Below are 17,093 nucleotides of genomic sequence, written 5' to 3'. Positions count from 1 at the left end.
TCAGGAGTCTACCATGCTTCCTTTGCTACTGGCTTCCAGCTCTGCCTATCGCCGCGAACTGCTCGCACGCCTGCGCCTGCCCTTCACCTGGGCAAGCCCCGATATAGACGAGCAGCGCCTGACTGATGAGCCGGCGGTAGAACTGGTTCGCCGCCTGGCCAGGCAAAAGGCCGAGGCCCTGGCGGGCAGCCACCCGGGGCACCTGATTATCGGCTCGGACCAGGTGGCCGTGCTGGGCGAACAAGTGCTGGGCAAGCCACACACCTTCGAGCGGGCCTGCGAGCAATTGCTGGAATGCAGCGGGCAGCAGGTGAGCTTTTTGACCGGACTGGCACTACTGAACAGCGCCACCGGGCAATGCCAGGTGGATTGCGTGCCGTTTACCGTAACGATGCGCGAATTGAGCCGTGAGCGCGTGGAGCGCTATGTTGCGGCGGAACAGCCGCTGGATTGCGCAGGGAGCTTCAAAGCAGAAGGATTGGGGGTGAGCCTGTTCCAGAGCACCCACGGGTGCGATGCAACGAGCCTGATCGGGCTGCCACTGATTCGGCTGGTGGATATGCTGACCAAAGAAGGGGTAGTTATCCCTTGAGATTTTAGGGCCGCTCTGCGGCCCATCGCAGCCAAGCCAGCTCCCACAGGTACCGCACAACCCCTGAAAGCAACACGATCGAGGTGGGAGCTGGCTTGCCGCGCTGGCGATAGGGCCGGAACAGGCACTCAGCGCAACTGCGGCCCCTGGAACCCCATCCACATCGCCAGGTGCTCAGCCACGCTAGCCCCTACGCGCTTGGAGAAGCGGTCGAACGGCGACTCCTGAACAGTGAAGTCCACCAACTCTTTCTCACCAACGACCTCACGCGCCACATAGCTGGCACTGCCCAGCCCGTCCACCAACCCCAGCGCCTTGGCCTGCTCACCCGACCAGATCAGGCCGCTGAACAGCTCCGGATGCTCTTTGTCCTTCAGACGCTCGCCACGGCCCTGCCTGACCATAGCAATGAACTGGTTGTGCGTGGTGTCCAGCACGCCCTGCCAGAACCGGGTTTCATCAGGCTTTTCCGGTGAGAACGGGTCAAGAAACGCCTTATGCTCACCCGACGTGTAAGAACGCCGCTCCACGCCCAGCTTCTCCATGGTACCGACAAACCCATAGCCGGCCGCCGTCACACCAATGGAACCGACTAGGCTGGCTTTATCGGCATAGATTTCATCCGCCGCACTGGCGATGTAATAGGCACCGGAAGCACCAAGATCCGCAATGACCGCATACAGCTTGATAGCCGGGTAATCAGCACGCAAGCGGCGGATTTCGTCATACACGTAACCAGCCTGCACCGGGCTGCCACCCGGGCTGTTGATGCGCATTACCACAGCCTTGGTCTTGCTGTCCTTGAACGCCTCGCGCAGGCTCTTGACGATATTATCGGCACTGGCGGCTTCCTGGTCGGCAATCACCCCGCGCACCTCGACCAGCGCGGTATGACTGACACTGCGAGACGCGGCCTTGTCCATGTCCATAAGCGGTGTGAACAACGCCAGGATGCCGAACAGGTAGACGAAGGTCAGCAGCTTGAAGAAGATACCCCAGCGCCGCGACCGACGCTGCTCCTGCACGCTGGCCAGCAGGGTCTTCTCCAGCAGCTTCCAGCTTTTGCGCTCTTCACGCGCCTCGGGCTCGGCCTCGGGGGCTTTCCATTCGTCTGCCATGTTTACCTACCTTGGAAGTGGAATTGCGGAACCAGCCAGCCACTCGCGCAGCTGGGAAAAGTGGTCGATGCACACCTGCGGGCCGAATTCGGCCAGCGCCTGCAGCGACATGGCACCATAGCCCACCGCCACCGAATGCATACCGGCATTGCTGGCCATCTGCAGGTCGAACGCCGAATCTCCGACCATCAGCGCACGCTCGGGTTCGACGCCGCAATGACCGAGGATTTCCTCAAGCATCAAAGGATGCGGCTTGCCACGGGTTTCGTCGGCGGCGCGAGTGATATCGAAGAACGCCTCCCAACCGTTGGCCTTGAGCACCCGGTCCAGGCCGCGACGCGCCTTGCCGGTAGCCACCGCCAGGCGGTAACCCTCGGCACGGAAGGCGTCCAGCGACTCGACAACGCCGTCGAACAACGGCGAAGGCTGCTGGTCCAGCGCCATGTAGATATCGGCATAGTGCTGACGGAAGGTTTCGACCTGCTCAGGTGCCAGGTGCGGGTACAGGGTATGAATCGCCTCGCCCAAGGCCAGGCCGATGATCCCCTTGACCGCCTCGTCACTGCTTTGCGCCTCGCCGGCACGATCGGCAGCGGCGTTCATGGCCTCAACGATGCGCCCGATGGAATCGGCCAACGTGCCGTCCCAGTCGAAGATCAGTAGCTCATAGCCTTTTTTCATAGATCAGGACGCACTCAGACGCTCAACGGTTTTCGCCCACACTTCATCCACGGGCGCTTCAAGCTTGAGCTCACCACCGTCCGGCAGGGGCACGGTCAGCGCGTAGGCGTGCAGGAACAGGCGCTTGCCACCCAGCTCGCGGATTTCGCGACTGAAGTCTTCGTCACCGTACTTGCTGTCGCCGGCAATCATGTGCCCGGCATGCAAGGTGTGCACGCGGATCTGGTGGGTGCGGCCGGTGATCGGGCGCGCCTCGACAATGGTGGCGAACTCGCCAAAGCGGCGCAGCACGCGGAACAGGGTCAGCGCCTCCTTGCCCTCTTCGTTCACTTCGACCATGCGCTCGCCGGAGCGCAGGTTGCTCTTGAGCAAGGGCGCATTGACCTGTTTCTTCGAGGTGGGCCAGTGGCCGCGCACCAGCGCCATGTAGCGTTTGTCGACACCGTCACCGCGCAGTGCGGCATGCAGGTGGCGCAGCATGCTGCGTTTTTTGGCGATCATCAGCAGGCCGGAGGTGTCGCGGTCCAGGCGATGCACCAGCTCCAGCTCCTTGGCGTCCGGGCGCAGTTGGCGCAGCGCCTCGATCACGCCAAAGCTCAGGCCGCTGCCGCCGTGCACGGCAATGCCAGCCGGTTTGTTCATCACGATCAGCGCCTTGTCTTCGTAGACAATGGCGGCCTCCAGGCGCTGCAGCAGGCCCTGGGCCACCGGCGCCGGCTCGTCGCGCTCCGGCAGGCGGACGGGCGGCACCCGCACGATGTCGCCAGCCTGGATCTTGTACTCCGGCTTGACACGCCCCTTGTTCACCCGCACTTCACCCTTGCGCAGGATGCGGTAGACCAAGGTTTTGGGCACGCCCTTAAGGGCCGTGATGAGGAAGTTGTCGATGCGTTGGCCGGCAAGCTCCGGCGCGACTTCGATCAGCTGAACGCCGGAAGTCGGAGGGGTATTGGTCGTCATGGCGGGATCATAACAATTTTTTATGGAATTGAAGCACTTAATCATTGCTGCTATAGTCGCGAACGCCGCCAAAAGCGGCAGGCCAGCGGCACCAGGCTCTTTGCCGGCCCTGACCAACGCAATTCTCCAGGACGCGAGGCCGTCCTACGGGGTTTTCGCCAGTTTACCGAATTGCCTGGAATCGCCACCAGCGCTGTGTAGAGAAGACCGAAAAAAAACGACAAGTGCGGTGTTTCACCTGCTTACCCGATTCTTTTCGCTGCACCTCTGCCCGCCCCGTCGCTTCCACGCAACGCACGGCGAATGCTTCGGAAATACCTGCCTTGGACATGAATGGCGCCAGTGCAGTACCTGCAGTGGCGAAAAATGCAACCCGTTGCGGATTCAGCGCGCGGCAGCACCCGAATTATCAGGGATACGTGCAGGGTGGAGATGCACAGCCCTCGGACCGTGTAGCACCGCGTCCGGCCACCAGCCCACTGACGGCTGGCGAGCGGATAAGGTCCTGAACAGATGCCCCCGGGCGTCCACGGCTGACGGTTGATTCCTCCTCCTGACTGAGTGCACAAGGCCCGCTTGGTTGATTCGGATTCCTATTCGAAGCCACCGGGGCCTTGTTGGCACCGCAGCAAACAGGACGCGTCGTCGCGACAACGGCAGGCTGGGTAACCGGCTGGTGCCGAACGTCGCTCGACACGGGGGTGGCCCGGCCACCCTTTGCGCACCTTGGCACCGACCATGAGACGTCGTGTGTGCCGAACGCCGTTTCCGGCAGCCCGGAAACCGACGGTACAACATGAAAAGAATGCTGATTAACGCGACTCAACCCGAAGAGTTGCGTGTAGCCCTGGTGGACGGCCAACGTCTCTACGACCTGGACATCGAGTCCGGTGCGCGCGAGCAGAAAAAGGCCAACATCTACAAAGGCAAGATCACCCGCATCGAACCCAGCCTCGAAGCCGCCTTCGTCGACTTCGGCTCCGAACGTCACGGCTTCCTGCCGCTGAAAGAAATCTCCCGCGAATACTTCAAGAAGGCCCCCGAAGGCCGCGTCAACATCAAGGAAGTGCTCAGCGAAGGCCAGGAAGTCATCGTCCAGGTCGAGAAGGAAGAGCGCGGCAACAAAGGCGCCGCCCTCACCACCTTCATCAGCCTGGCCGGCCGCTATCTGGTACTGATGCCCAACAACCCGCGTGCCGGAGGCATCTCCCGCCGCATCGAAGGCGAAGAGCGCAACGAACTGCGCGAAGCCCTGAACGGCCTGACCGTGCCGGGCGACATGGGCCTGATCGTGCGCACTGCCGGCCTCGGCCGCAGCAGCGAAGAGATGCAGTGGGACCTCGACTACCTGCTGCAACTGTGGACCGCCATCAAGGAAGCGTCCCTGGACCGCGCCGCGCCGTTCCTGATCTACCAGGAAAGCAACGTCATCATCCGCGCCATCCGCGACTACCTGCGCCAGGACATCGGTGAAGTGCTGATCGACAGCATCGACGCCCAGGAAGAAGCCCTGACCTTCATCCGCCAGGTGATGCCGCAGTACGCCAGCAAAGTGAAGCTGTACGAAGACAGCGTGCCGCTGTTCAACCGCTTCCAGATCGAAAGCCAGATCGAAACCGCGTTCCAGCGCGTGGTTGACCTGCCGTCCGGTGGTTCGATCGTGATCGACCCGACCGAAGCCCTAGTGTCCATCGACATCAACTCGGCGCGCGCCACCAAAGGCAGCGACATCGAAGAAACCGCCCTGCAGACCAACCTGGAAGCGGCCGAAGAAATCGCCCGCCAGCTGCGCCTGCGTGACATCGGCGGCCTGATCGTCATCGACTTCATCGACATGACCCCGGCGAAGAACCAGCGCGCCGTGGAAGAGCGCGTTCGCGAATGCCTGGAAGCCGACCGCGCCCGCGTGCAGGTTGGCCGCATTTCGCGCTTCGGCCTGCTGGAAATGTCCCGTCAGCGCCTGCGCCCGTCGCTGGGCGAAAGCAGCGGCATCGTCTGCCCGCGCTGCTCCGGCACCGGCATCATCCGTGACGTCGAGTCACTGTCGCTGGCGATCCTGCGCCTGATCGAAGAAGAAGCCCTGAAGGACCGCACCGCCGAAGTCCGCGCCCAGGTCCCGATCCCGGTAGCCGCGTTCCTGCTCAACGAGAAGCGCAACTCGATCACCAAGATCGAACTGCGCACCCGTGCACGCATCATCATCCTGCCGAACGACCACCTCGAAACCCCGCACTTCGAAGTCCAGCGCCTGCGCGACGACAACCCGGAAGTGCTGAACAACCAGTCCAGCTACGAAATCGCCGCCTCCGAAGCCGAAGAAGCGCCGCAGCCGACCGCCACCCGCACCCTGGTACGCCAGGAAGCTGCAGTGAAGACCGCCCCGGCCCGCGCCAATGCGCCAGTACCCGCCGCCGCTGAAGAGCAGCAGCCTGCCGCACCGGTCGCCCCTGCCCCGAGCGCTCCGGAGCCAAGCCTGTTCAAGGGCCTGGTGAAGTCGCTGGTCAGCCTGTTCGCCGGCAAAGACGAGCCTGCTGCCGCACCGGTCGTGACTACCGCCGCCGAAAAACCGGCTGCCGAACGCAGCCCGCGCAACGAAGAGCGCCGCAACGGCCGCCAGCAAAGCCGCAACCGCAACGGCCGTCGCGACGAAGAGCGCAAGCCGCGCGAAGAGCGTGCCGAGCGCGCGCCACGCGAAGAACGCCAGCCACGCGAGGAACGCGCTCCGCGCGAAGAGCGTGCGCCACGTGAAGAACGCACCCCACGCGAAGAGCGTGCACCGCGTGAAGAACGCACCCCACGCGAAGAGCGTGCACCGCGTGAAGAACGCGCCCCACGCCAGCCGCGCGAAGACCGCCGCAGCAACCGTGGCGAAGAGCGCGTGCGCGAACTGCGCGAGCCGCTGGATGCCACTCCGCCAGCCGAACGTGAAGAGCGTCAGCCACGCGAAGAACGTGTAGCCCGTGAAGAGCGCGCGCCACGTGAAGAACGTGCACCGCGTGAAGAACGTGCGCCGCGTGAAGAGCGCGCCCCACGCGAAGAACGTGCACCGCGTGAAGAACGTGCGCCGCGTGAAGAGCGTGCCCCACGCGAGGAGCGTGCTCCACGCCCACCACGCGAAGAGCGTCAGCCACGGGCAGCCGAAGAAGCAGCTGAGCAGGCTGCCGAACTGGCCGAAGAGCAACTGCCAAACGAAGAACTGCTGCAAGACGAGCAGGAAGGCACCGATGGCGAGCGCCCGCGCCGCCGCTCCCGTGGCCAGCGTCGTCGCAGCAACCGTCGCGAGCGTCAGCGCAACGCCAATGGCGAGCTGATCGACGGCGAAGAAGAAGGCAGCGAAGAGCAGCCACAACAGCACCAAGCCACCGAGCTGGGTGCCGAACTGGCCGCTGGCCTGGCGGTAACTGCCGCTGTCGCCAGCAGCAACATCAGCGCCGACGCCGAGGCCCAGGCCAACCAGCAGGCCGAGCGTGCTACCGCTGAAGTTGCCGTCGCTGCAGAGACCGACAACAGCGAAGCCGCCCAGCCGGCTGAACAGGCTGAAAAAGTGGAACAGGCCAAAGCGGTCGCCAAGGCCGAGGAAGTTGCCGTGGCCCCAGTGGTCGAGCAGCCTGTCAGCGAGCCGGTGGTCGTGGCCGAAGTCACTGCCGCGCCAGTGGTCGAAGTCGCCCCGCAGCCAGCCGTTGAGGCAGCCCCTGTCGCCGAGCCGGTCGTGGTTGCCGAGGCGCCAGTGGAGGCCCCGGCCGTGGTCGAAGCCGTTCCGGTTGTCGAGCAGCCCGCAGCGGTTGTTGAGGCCCAGCCGGAAGTTGTGGTCGAGCCGGCACCGGTCGAAGCCCCGGTAGCGGTAGAGCCTGCCACTGTCATGCTGGCCAACGGCCGTGCGCCGAACGACCCGCGTGAAGTGCGCCGCCGCAAGCGTGAGGCCGAGGCTGCCGCCAAAGCTGCACAGGAAGCGGCTGCCGCAAGCGAAGAGCCAGCCCTGGAAGCCGCCGATGAGCACAAGCCTCATCACGGTTGATAGCCAAGGCTGAAGAAAAAGCCCCGCCAGTGCGAACTGGCGGGGCTTTTTCTTGGCCTTGTGTTTTGCCTGTACCGGCCTTTCGCGGCTTTAGCCGCGAAAGGCCCAGCACTGGCAATGCGTCAATACAGGTTAGGCTCCATCTCCAGCTTAACCCCGAACCGCTCCAGGATGTCGGCCTGGATGCGTTGAGCCAGCGCATGCATCTGCGCCCCGCTCGCCTGGCCGTAGTTGACCAACACCAGCGACTGCAAGCGATGAACACCGGCATCACCCTCGCGATGCCCCTTCCAGCCCGCCTGCTCGATCAACCAGCCCGCCGCCAGCTTCACCTGGCCTTCGGCCTGAGGATAAGCCACCACGCCAGGGTAATGCGCACGAATACGCTCGACCTGCGCGGCCGACACCACCGGGTTCTTGAAGAAGCTCCCGGCATTACCCAACTCCGCAGGGTCTGGCAGCTTCTCGCGGCGAATGCTGCAAATGGCATCACTGATCGCCTGGGCAGTCGGCTCGGTCGCGCCCTGCTCCGTCAGCCGCTGGCGCACCGGGCCGTAATCGAGATGGGCCTGCAGGCGATGGCTCAAGGCGAAGCGCACACGCAAGATCAACCAGCGGCCAGGGTTGCGCTTGAATACGCTGTCGCGATAACCGAAAGCACAGTCCGCCAAACCAAACTCACGCAGCTCACCTGTCTCGCGGTCCAGCGCCGTCAGGCCGGCAAACACGTCCTTGATCTCTACCCCATAGGCGCCCACGTTCTGCATCGGCGCGGCGCCCACGGTGCCAGGGATCAGGCTGAGGTTTTCAAGCCCGCAATAGCCCTGCGCCAGCGTCCACTGCACGAACGGGTGCCAAGGCTCACCCGCCTCGGCCTCGACCACGATACGTTCGCCATCGTCGCTGAGCACACGACGGCCACGGCTGGCCATGTGCAGCACCAGTGCATCGATGTCACGGGTCAGCAGCAGGTTGCTGCCGCCGCCGATCACCAGCACCGGCAGGCCCTGCTGATGCGCCTGGCTCAGCGCCTGACGTACCTGCTGGTCATCCTGCGCCTGGCTGAAATAGCGGGCCTTCACATCGATGCCGAAGGTGTTGTACGGCTTGAGCGATACCTGCTCCTGCCACAGCACTGTCATAGCCGCCCCTTGATTTCCAGCACCAGCGCCTGGCACGCCGCCTCGACCAGGTCCAGCACCTGTTCGAAGCCGTCTGCGCCGCCGTAATACGGGTCTGGCACTTCATCCAGCGCAGCACCATAGCGGCGCAGGAACAAGTCAAGCTCGCCCACTGCGTTGTGCGGGCGCAGGGCGCGCAGGTCGCGCAGGTTGCTCTCATCCATCGCCAAGACCAGGTCATATTCGGCAAAGTGCGCCGCCTTGACCTGCTGGGCACGCTGCTGCGAAAGGTCGTAACCACGCGCCAGCGCCGCCTTGCAGGTACGGCTGTCAGGCGCCTTGCCCACATGCCAGTCCCCCGTGCCGGCTGACGCCACCCGCACCTTGTCGGCCAGCCCGGCGGCCTGCAATTGATGGCGCAGCACGCCTTCGGCAGTGGGCGAACGGCAGATGTTGCCCAGGCACACGAACAGAACGCGCATCAGGCCTCCAGCAAGCGCCGTACGCGCTCCAGGTCTTCAGGGGTATCCACACCCACAGCGGGCGCCTCGATGGCGTCCTCGACATGTATGCGCACGCCATGCCACAGGGCACGCAGCTGCTCCAGCGCTTCGGTCTGTTCGAGCCAGCATGGCCCCCAGCCGACGAAGTCCTGCAGGAAGCCAACGCGGTAGGCGTACATGCCGATGTGGCGGCGATACGGCACGCTCTCCGGCAGCACAGTGCGGTCCTTGGAAAAGGCATCGCGAGCCCAGGGCAGCGGTGCACGACTGAAGGTCAGAGCCAGGCCGTTCTTGTCACTGACCACCTTGACCGCGTTGGGGTTGAACACGGTTTCCGGCTCATGGATCGGCTCGGCCAGTGTGGCGATGCCAGCCTCTGGATGCGCCGCCAGGTTGGCGGCCACCTGGTCGATGATGACCGGCGGAATCAGCGGCTCGTCGCCCTGCACGTTGACCACGATGGCGTCAGCCGCCAGGCCCAGCTGTGCGGCCACTTCGGCCAGGCGGTCAGTGCCCGACTCGTGGTCGGCGCGGGTCATCAGCACTTCAGCACCAAAGCCTTGGCACGCTTCGAGGATGCTGGCGTCGTCGGTGGCGATGACCACACGGCTGGCGGCGCTTTTACGCGCCTGCTCCCACACATGCTGCACCATCGGCTTGCCGGCGATCGCCAGCAGCGGCTTGCCCGGCAGGCGCGTGGAGCGCAGCCGGGCGGGAATCACTACCGTGAAGTCCAGGCTCATTTGTCCAGACGCTCGTCGTCGGTCAGGGTGCGCGCCTCGCTTTCCAGCATGACCGGGATGCCGTCGCGGATCGGGTAGGCCAGACCGGCGCCCTTGCTGATCAGCTCGGTCTTGTCGGCGCTGAGCTTGAGCGGGCCCTTGGTGATCGGGCAGGCCAGGATATCGAGCAGTTTGGTGTCCATTGGAGGCTTCCTTTAGGCCAGTCGGCCGGAAATTGAAAACGGGCTCAGGGCTTGCGCAGCAGGCGCTGCAGCTGGCTGTCGAACCAGGCGCTGAACGCCGAGGTGGGCTGCGCTTCGACGGCCAGGTACCACCAGTCGTCAGCGGCGAAGGCCCGGCATTTCACCGCATCCTTCTCGGTCATGACCAACGGCAGCGGCGGGCTGAACGCCAGGCTCTGGGCGCTGAACTGCGCATGGTCGGCGAAGGGGTGCGGCACCGGCTGCCAGTTTAGCCCCAGCAGGGTATTGAAGAAACGTTGCGGGTTACCGATACCGGCTACAGCGTGCAGACGCTGGCCGGCGGGGAAGTGATCAAGCGCCCGGCGTTCGCCACTGCGCAGGTTGACCAGCGCGGACGGTTGCAGGCAAAAGCCAAAACCTTCGGCGCGGTCTGTGCTGGCACCATTGAACAGCACTGCGTCGGCGTCGTTCAGGCGTTCTGCGGGCTCGCGCAAGGGGCCGGCCGGCAGGCAACGGCGATTGCCCAGGCCCCGTGCGGCATCGATCAGTACCAGTTCCAGATCACGGGCAAGGCGGTAGTGCTGCATGCCATCGTCGCACAGGATCAGGTCGAGCGGTTCGCTGGCCAACAACGCCTGCACGGCGCGGGAACGGTCGGGGTCGATCATCAGTGGCACGCCAGTGCGCTGCACGATCAGCAGCGGCTCATCACCGGCCTGCTCGGCAGCTTGATCGGCCTGCACGCGCCAAGGCAACTGCGGCGGCTTGGCGCCATAGCCACGGCTGACCACACCCACCTTCAGCCCCTGCTGGCGGCAGTGTTCGATCAGCCAGAGAATCATCGGCGTCTTGCCGGTGCCACCGACGGTGATGTTGCCCACCACGATAACCGGCACCGGCGCCCGGTAGCTGGCACTTTCACCGCTGAGAAAACGCGCCCGTTTACGTGTGACCACGCGGCGATACAGCGCCTCTAGCGGGCGCAGCAACGCCAGGGCCGGATGCCCTGCGTACCAGGCAGTAAGCAAACGGTCGGCGAAAGCCATCAGGGCGTACCCTGGGCCGCCTCGACAGTGGTCATGCGCAACTGGCTGAAACCGAGCTTGCCGGCGGCATCCATTGCAGTGACCACAGCCTGGTGCGGGGTCCTGCCGTCGGCGCTGATGGCCAGCGGCAGCTTGTTGTCGCCGCCCGATTCACGCTCGATGGCTTCGCTCAAGGTGGCCAGGTCGCTCTTAGGCAGCAGATGATTGTTCACTGAATACACGCCCTCGGCGCTGATGGTGATTTCCACCAACTTGCCCTGATCGGCCGGCGCCTGCTCGGCGCTGGCAGCCTCGGGCAGCTCGACACGCAGCTGGGTCTCGCGGGTAAAGGTGGTAGTAACCACGAAGAACAGCAGCAGGACGAACACCACGTCGATCAGCGACGCCAGGTTGATGTCGACGTTCTCCCGCTGGCGATTGCGCCGGAACTTCACGCCTTGCCTCCGGCCACTTCCACTTCACGGTCGCCCTGGATCACTTCCACCAGTTTGATCGCTTCCTGCTCCATGCCGACCACCAGTTCATCGATGCGGCGCAGCAGGAAACGGTGGAAGAACACGGCCGGGATACCGACCATCAGGCCTGCAGCGGTGGTCACCAGGGCCTTGGAGATCCCCCCGGCCAGTACGGCCGCGTTGGCGGTCATCTGCGAGCCCATGAAGGCACTGAAGATGTCGATCATGCCCAGCACGGTGCCCAGCAGGCCCAACAGCGGGGCCATGGCGGCAATGGTGCCGAGGGTGCTGATGTAGCGCTCCAGTTCGTGGATGACGCGCGAGGCGGCTTCCTCGATGCACTCTTTCATGATTTCGCGGCCATGGCGCGAGTTGGCCAGGCCAGCGGCGAGGATTTCGCCCAGCGGCGAATCGGCGCGCAGGGCCTTGAGCTTGTCACTGGTCAGTTGCTTGTCCTTGATCCACATCCACACCTGGCCCAGCAGGTGCGGCGGGGTGACGCGACTGGCCCGCAGGGTCCACAGGCGCTCGACGACGATAGCCATGGCAGCGATGGAACTCAGAATGATCGGCAGCATCATCCAACCACCGGACTTGACCAATTCCCACACAGTAAACGCCCCTTCGGAAAAAGGCCGCCACTCTACCATAGGCGCGGCGAGGGCTCATCTGCCGGAGGTCAGGGAATTGGGGTTGGGGCTGACAGGTGCTTGCCATTGCATGTTCAGCGCCTATGAGATCGAGCGCCGCCCGCGCGGCGCATCGCGAGCTGCGCTCGCTCCTACGCTTGTTTAGGGCCAATTATTCCTGTGCCATTTGCGCGCGAACCCTTTGCGCATGGCGCGATTTCATGTCGTACAAACAAGGCCGTCGCGCGCGGCTGCCACAGGCATTACTGGCCCGAGACAAACGTAGGAGCGAGCGCAGCTTGCGATGCGCCGCGCGGGCGGCGCTCGATCTCGTGGACGCTAAACATGTATCGGCGTAGACCTGCCCCCCCCTAGTCCAGTTGAGCCCGCCAAAACCGCCGCTGCCCCCGAACACCTTCAACCTCCCCCTGCCGCCCCAGCACCAACCGCAACGCCCCCTCCACCGCCGTATCATGTATCGTCACCCCATACCGCCGATAGCGCTCGACCACCTGTACATGCGGGTGCCCGAAGCTATTGTTGCGCCCCCGCGAAATCAGCACCCCGCGCGGCGCCGTGGCACGGATGAAGGCCTCGCTGGACGAGCTGCGGCTGCCATGGTGTGGCGACTGCAACCAGTCGACCCTCGGCGTCTCGGCTGCCGCCAGCCAGGCCCGTTCGGCACCGGCCTCCATATCCCCTGCCAGCAGCAAGCGCTCGCCCTGCGCCTCGACCATCAGCACGCACGAGCGGTCATTGCTGCTCTGTCCGTCGGCCCAACGCCATAGCGAAAATCGCACGCCATCCCAGTCCCATCGCTCGCCGCTGACACAAGGTTGCAACGGAACATCGTTCAGCGCTTCCCCACCGATTGTCCGCCGCACCGGCAGACCTCGCTGGATGGCGGCAGCGCCGCCCGCATGATCAGCATGGGCGTGGCTGACCAGCATCACGTCAAGGCCCGCCACCCCCAGCTTGCGCAGGGTCGGCAGCACCACCCGCTCGCCCAGGTCACTGTCACCCTTGGCCGGACCGGCATCGTAAAGCAGGTTGTGGTGGCGCGTGCGCAACAGCACTGCCAGCCCTTGACCGACGTCCAGTTGCCAGACTTCGACCTGCCCAAGCGGCACCGGCTCCCTCGGCACCCACAGGGCCAACAGCATCACGCCCCCCAACCCACGCAACGGCACGCCCCGAGGCAGCAGCACCAACAGCGCCCCCACGCAAACCAGTAACCAGGCCCACACTGGCAATACCGCCGGCATCCACGCCGGGCGCTGTTGCGCCACCAACGCCAACCCTCGGAACAACAGGTCCAGCAGCCCGCCCGCCAGCCATAACAACGCCTCCCCTACCACGGGCAATGGCAGCAGCACCGTGCCCAGCAGCGCCAACGGCAACACCACCAGGCTGATCCACGGCACCGCTACCAGATTGGCCAACGGCGCACTCAAGCTCACCGGCAGGCCAGTGGCCAACAACACTGGCAGCAAACCGATAGCGATTACCCATTGCGCCCGCGTCCAGGCTTGCCAGGGCCGCCAGCCCCCTAGCCGGGCACTGAAGCAATAGAGAAGCGTGGCGACTGCGGTAAACGACAGCCAGAACCCCGGCAACAATGCCGCCAGCGGTTCGACTAGCAACACCACGACCAGCGCCAACAACAGCGGCAACAATGCACCGAGGTGACGAAAACGCAGACGCCAGAGCAGCACCACGGCCAGCATCAGGCAGGCACGCTGCACCGGCACGCCCCCACCGGCCAGCCAAGCGTAGGCCAGTGCTGCGGTCATGGCCAAGCCACACGCCCAGGGCAACCAGGGCAGCCGTGCAGGCCACCAACCCCAACGTGCCAGCCCGGCAACCAGGCCATACAGCAAACCGGCGACCAAGCCGATGTGCTGGCCAGAAATCACCAGCAGGTGCACCGTGCCGGTGGCCTGCAACGTCTGCCAGTCCTCCCGGGCCAGGCCCGCCCCATCACCTAGCACCAGCGCCACCAACGCCGCCGTTCGGCCATTGGCCTCGACTGCGAGCAAGCGCTGACGCAGCGCATCGCGCCAACCACCGGTTACTGGCGCCAGCAGCTGCCCCGCCTTGACTGTGCCCGTGGCACCCACCCGCCGTGCCAGCAGTTGCGCCTCGCGGTCTGGCCCATGCGGGTTCGACAGCCCGGCCGGGCGCTGCAGGGTCACGGCCAGCCGCCACTGCTCGCCCGCCCGCAGGGGCGGCCCACCGAACCAGCTCAGTTGCAGGCGCTGCGGCAGTTCGGCCCGCCGCGAGCGTGCCGCGTCCAGCTCGAAACGCACGCCTTGTGCCGTTCGGACCGGCAAGCCAACCACCCGCCCTTCCAGCCACACGGTGCGGCCATCCAGGCCGGCAGCCAGGCGATCATCAAGGGCCAGCTGAGCAGACCCGCAAGCCCAGCACAGGCCCAGCAGAAAGCAGCCCAACGGCCACACGCGGGTGAACAGACTGGCGACAGCGCAGGCCGCCAGCGCGATCAACCATCCGACCGATGGCAATGCGGGGAGAAAGCCCAGGCACAACAGCCCGAGCGCGAGCGCAAACATCCCTGTGCGCATGAGGTAGAGCTCCAGAAGGCAAATCACCCTCTGAGGCATAGCCCAATTGCCGGCAACCCTTGCTCAACAATTGTCACAAACTCTAAACGAGGCTGAATCAGAATCAGGGCATACTGCCTGGATAAACGCTCCGGGAGCCTACATGCCGCGCCGACTTTTCAAACGCTACATGCCGGACCCGACCAGCATTCGGGAACACAAGTCCTTACGTTTTTTCGGCAAGCTGCTGCACGACCCGAACCTTTGGCACCTGAACCGCCATTCGGTGGCACGGGCCATGGGTGTGGGCCTGTTTGCGGCGTTGATCCCGATGCCGGCGCAAATGCTGCTGGCCGCCGCGCTGGCCATTCCGGTGCGCGGTAACCTGCCGATTGCTGTCAGCCTGGTGTGGCTGACCAACCCGCTGACCATGCCGCCGGTGTTCTTCGTCACCTACATGACCGGCGCCTGGCTGATGCAGGTGCCGCCGCGCACCCTGCCCGACGAGCTGACCTTCCAATGGATCACCGACCAGCTGTCGACGCTGTGGCAACCCTTCCTGCTCGGCTCGGTGGTGTGCGGCGTGGTGCTGGGCATCGCCGGCTACTTCGCCACCATGCTGTACTGGCGCTGGTGGGTGGGCCGGCAGTGGCGCCGTCGCCAATGCCGGTGCAAGGCCTCAGGCCCGCATCCCGCGGCCGCTGACCAGCAAGCGAACGCACACCCCATAGAGCACTGCAGTGGCGACCAGCATGAAGGTGATCGCCGTGCCAATGCTGATATCCGACACCCCTAGAATGCCGTAGCGGAACGAGTTGACCATGTGCAGCACCGGGTTGGCCAGTGACACGGTCTGCCAGAATGGCGGCAGCAGGTTGATCGAGTAGAACACCCCGCCCAGGTAGGTCAGCGGCGTCAGCACGAAGGTGGGGATGATCGAAATATCGTCGAAGTTGCGCGCAAACACCGCGTTGACGAAGCCCAGCAGCGAGAAGATGGTCGCCGTCAGCAGCACCACAACCATGGTCACGCCCAGGTGATGCACTTGCAGGTCGGTGAAGAACATCGACAGGAGGGTCACGATCACCCCCACCGCCAGCCCGCGCAGCACGCCACCCAGCACGTAGCCCACGAGGATGGTGTGCGGCGATACCGGCGACACCATCAGTTCCTCGATCGAGCGCTGGAACTTGCTGCCGAAGAAGCTCGACACCACGTTGCCGTAGGAGTTGGTGATCACCGACATCATGATCAGCCCCGGCACGATGTACTGCATGTAGGTAAAGCCGCCCATGTCGCCGATCTGCCGGCCGATCAGGTTACCGAAGATGACGAAGTACAGCACCATGGTGATGGCTGGCGGCAGCAAGGTTTGCGGCCAGATGCGCAGGAACCGCCGCACTTCGCGGTAGACGATGGTGTTCAGGGCGACCCAGTTGGTGCGCAGTTCCACACTCATACGGCCACCTTCGACAGGTTTTTCTCTACCAGGGACACAAACAGCTCCTCGAGTCGGTTGGTCTTGTTGCGCAGGCTCTGCACCTCGATGTTCTGCAAAGCCAACTGGCCGAACAGCGCGGTAATGCCGATGTCCTTTTCCACTTGCACCTCAAGGGTGTGCGGGGTCAGCAGCCGGCACGGGTAGCCTTGCAGCACCGGCGCGCTGGCCAGGTCCTGCTTGAGGTCGAGCACGAAGGTTTCGACATGCAGCTTGCCCAGCAACTGGCGCATGCTGGTGTTCTCGACGATGGTGCCGTGGTCGATGATGCCGATGTTACGGCACAGCTGCTCAGCCTCTTCCAGATAGTGGGTGGTGAGGATGATAGTGATGCCTTTCTGGTTAAGCTCGGTGAGGAAGCTCCACATCGAGCGGCGCAGTTCGATGTCCACACCTGCAGTCGGCTCGTCGAGGATCAGCAGGCGCGGCTCGTGGATCAGCGCGCGGGCAATCATCAAGCGGCGCTTCATGCCACCCGACAGCGAACGCGACTGCACATCCCGCTTGTCCCACAGCCCCAGCTGGGTCAGATACTGTTCGGCGCGTTCTTTGGCCACCTTGGGCGGGATGCCGTAGTAACCGGCCTGGGTCACGACGATGTCGAAGGTTTTCTCGAACTGGTTGAAGTTGAATTCCTGCGGCACCACGCCCAGGCAGCGCTTGAGCGCCGAAGGCTCGCGGTCCAGGTCATGGCCGAACACATTGACCGTGCCGCTAGTTTTGTTCACCAAAGTGGACAGGATGCCGATGGTGGTGGATTTACCGGCGCCGTTAGGGCCGAGCAAGGCGAAGAAGTCGCCTTCGGCAACATCAAGGTCGATACCTTTGAGGGCCTGGAAGCCGTTACCGTAGGTCTTGGTGAGCTGTCGGATGGACAGGGCGGAACTCATAGCGGGTCACTTACCGAGGAAAAAGGTGCAGGACACGCCAGGTAAAGTCACTGGCGCAGTGAGTGCGGCCATGGTGCAAGGCCAGGCCGCACAAGT

General features: G+C 64.3%; 15 protein-coding genes and 1 pseudogene. 3 read left to right on the top strand and 13 right to left on the bottom strand.

The genetic code is table 11. The features are described from left to right. Positions 1–13: 13 nt before the first annotated feature. Complete coding sequence (locus ACF8MI_RS00510) at positions 14–592, top strand: nucleoside triphosphate pyrophosphatase (protein WP_060498753.1); 579 nt, start codon at positions 14–16, stop codon at positions 590–592. 128 nt (positions 593–720) lie between these two features. On the opposite strand, the gene ACF8MI_RS00505 is transcribed toward ACF8MI_RS00510, so the two are convergent. From ACF8MI_RS00505 to rluC, 3 genes are read right to left on the bottom strand one after another with little or no spacing between them, the layout of a single operon-like run. After that, positions 721–1,710 (bottom strand): S49 family peptidase, encoded by a 990-nt coding sequence (locus ACF8MI_RS00505; RefSeq protein ID WP_060498752.1) that lies wholly within the window; start codon positions 1,708–1,710, stop codon positions 721–723. Positions 1,711–1,716: 6 nt separating this feature from the next. Next, positions 1,717–2,391, bottom strand: coding sequence for an HAD family hydrolase (locus ACF8MI_RS00500; protein WP_060498751.1), 675 nt, complete (start codon positions 2,389–2,391; stop codon positions 1,717–1,719). 3 nt (positions 2,392–2,394) lie between these two features. Further along, entirely contained in the window at positions 2,395–3,351 is a 957-nt protein-coding gene (gene rluC / locus ACF8MI_RS00495) for a 23S rRNA pseudouridine(955/2504/2580) synthase RluC (protein WP_025754829.1), read from the bottom strand. Positions 3,352–4,147: 796 nt separating this feature from the next. Here rluC and rne point away from each other — a divergent pair. Continuing rightward, positions 4,148–7,366: a ribonuclease E gene (rne, locus tag ACF8MI_RS00490; RefSeq protein WP_392517281.1), complete on the top strand. Its 3,219-nt coding sequence runs from the start codon at positions 4,148–4,150 to the stop codon at positions 7,364–7,366. Between the two features lie 122 nt (positions 7,367–7,488). Here the strand turns inward: rne and murB are convergent, their stop codons facing one another. The 8 genes from murB to ACF8MI_RS00450 form a co-directional block, all read right to left on the bottom strand. After that, positions 7,489–8,508, bottom strand: a complete 1,020-nt coding sequence (gene murB / locus ACF8MI_RS00485) for a UDP-N-acetylmuramate dehydrogenase (protein WP_060498749.1) — start codon at positions 8,506–8,508, stop codon at positions 7,489–7,491. Continuing rightward, on the bottom strand, positions 8,505–8,969 hold the full coding sequence (locus ACF8MI_RS00480) for a low molecular weight protein-tyrosine-phosphatase (protein WP_104835338.1): 465 nt from the start codon (positions 8,967–8,969) through the stop codon (positions 8,505–8,507). Before ACF8MI_RS00480 ends, murB begins: the two co-directional genes overlap by 4 nt. Next, positions 8,969–9,733, bottom strand: coding sequence for a 3-deoxy-manno-octulosonate cytidylyltransferase (kdsB, locus tag ACF8MI_RS00475; protein WP_060498747.1), 765 nt, complete (start codon positions 9,731–9,733; stop codon positions 8,969–8,971). The genes ACF8MI_RS00480 and kdsB overlap by 1 nt, the downstream gene beginning before the upstream one ends. Continuing rightward, entirely contained in the window at positions 9,730–9,915 is a 186-nt protein-coding gene (locus ACF8MI_RS00470; protein ID WP_003247142.1) for a Trm112 family protein, read from the bottom strand. The genes kdsB and ACF8MI_RS00470 overlap by 4 nt, the downstream gene beginning before the upstream one ends. Before the next feature lie 44 nt (positions 9,916–9,959). Continuing rightward, on the bottom strand, positions 9,960–10,961 hold the full coding sequence (lpxK, locus tag ACF8MI_RS00465) for a tetraacyldisaccharide 4'-kinase (protein WP_060498746.1): 1,002 nt from the start codon (positions 10,959–10,961) through the stop codon (positions 9,960–9,962). Next, entirely contained in the window at positions 10,961–11,395 is a 435-nt protein-coding gene (locus tag ACF8MI_RS00460) for a biopolymer transporter ExbD (protein ID WP_104835340.1), read from the bottom strand. The genes lpxK and ACF8MI_RS00460 overlap by 1 nt, the downstream gene beginning before the upstream one ends. Next, the gene (locus ACF8MI_RS00455) at positions 11,392–12,027 is read right to left on the bottom strand and encodes a MotA/TolQ/ExbB proton channel family protein (protein ID WP_016391244.1); all 636 of its coding nucleotides are present in this window, start codon (positions 12,025–12,027) and stop codon (positions 11,392–11,394) included. Before ACF8MI_RS00455 ends, ACF8MI_RS00460 begins: the two co-directional genes overlap by 4 nt. Positions 12,028–12,416: 389 nt before the next feature. Then, positions 12,417–14,630, bottom strand: a complete 2,214-nt coding sequence (locus ACF8MI_RS00450) for a DNA internalization-related competence protein ComEC/Rec2 (protein ID WP_060498743.1) — start codon at positions 14,628–14,630, stop codon at positions 12,417–12,419. Positions 14,631–14,772: 142 nt separating this feature from the next. Here ACF8MI_RS00450 and ACF8MI_RS00445 point away from each other — a divergent pair. Further along, positions 14,773–15,279 (top strand): annotated as a pseudogene (locus ACF8MI_RS00445) (DUF2062 domain-containing protein); the annotation flags it as partial. Between the two features lie 9 nt (positions 15,280–15,288). Here the strand turns inward: ACF8MI_RS00445 and ACF8MI_RS00440 are convergent. Together ACF8MI_RS00440 and ACF8MI_RS00435 are read right to left on the bottom strand one after the other, a co-directional pair. Continuing rightward, entirely contained in the window at positions 15,289–16,068 is a 780-nt protein-coding gene (locus ACF8MI_RS00440; protein ID WP_060498742.1) for an ABC transporter permease, read from the bottom strand. Continuing rightward, positions 16,065–16,997 carry an ABC transporter ATP-binding protein gene (locus tag ACF8MI_RS00435; RefSeq protein ID WP_016715124.1) on the bottom strand — a complete coding sequence of 311 codons (933 nt, stop codon included), beginning with the start codon at positions 16,995–16,997 and terminating at the stop codon, positions 16,065–16,067. Before ACF8MI_RS00435 ends, ACF8MI_RS00440 begins: the two co-directional genes overlap by 4 nt. Positions 16,998–17,093 lie beyond the last annotated feature (96 nt).

This window comes from Pseudomonas sp. yb_9, from assembly GCF_043103635.1.
In the GTDB taxonomy this organism is placed as follows: Bacteria; Pseudomonadota; Gammaproteobacteria; order Pseudomonadales; family Pseudomonadaceae; genus Aquipseudomonas; species Aquipseudomonas monteilii.
Note: the sequence above shows the minus strand (reverse complement) of the source record. Positions and strands in the feature narration are given on the sequence as shown.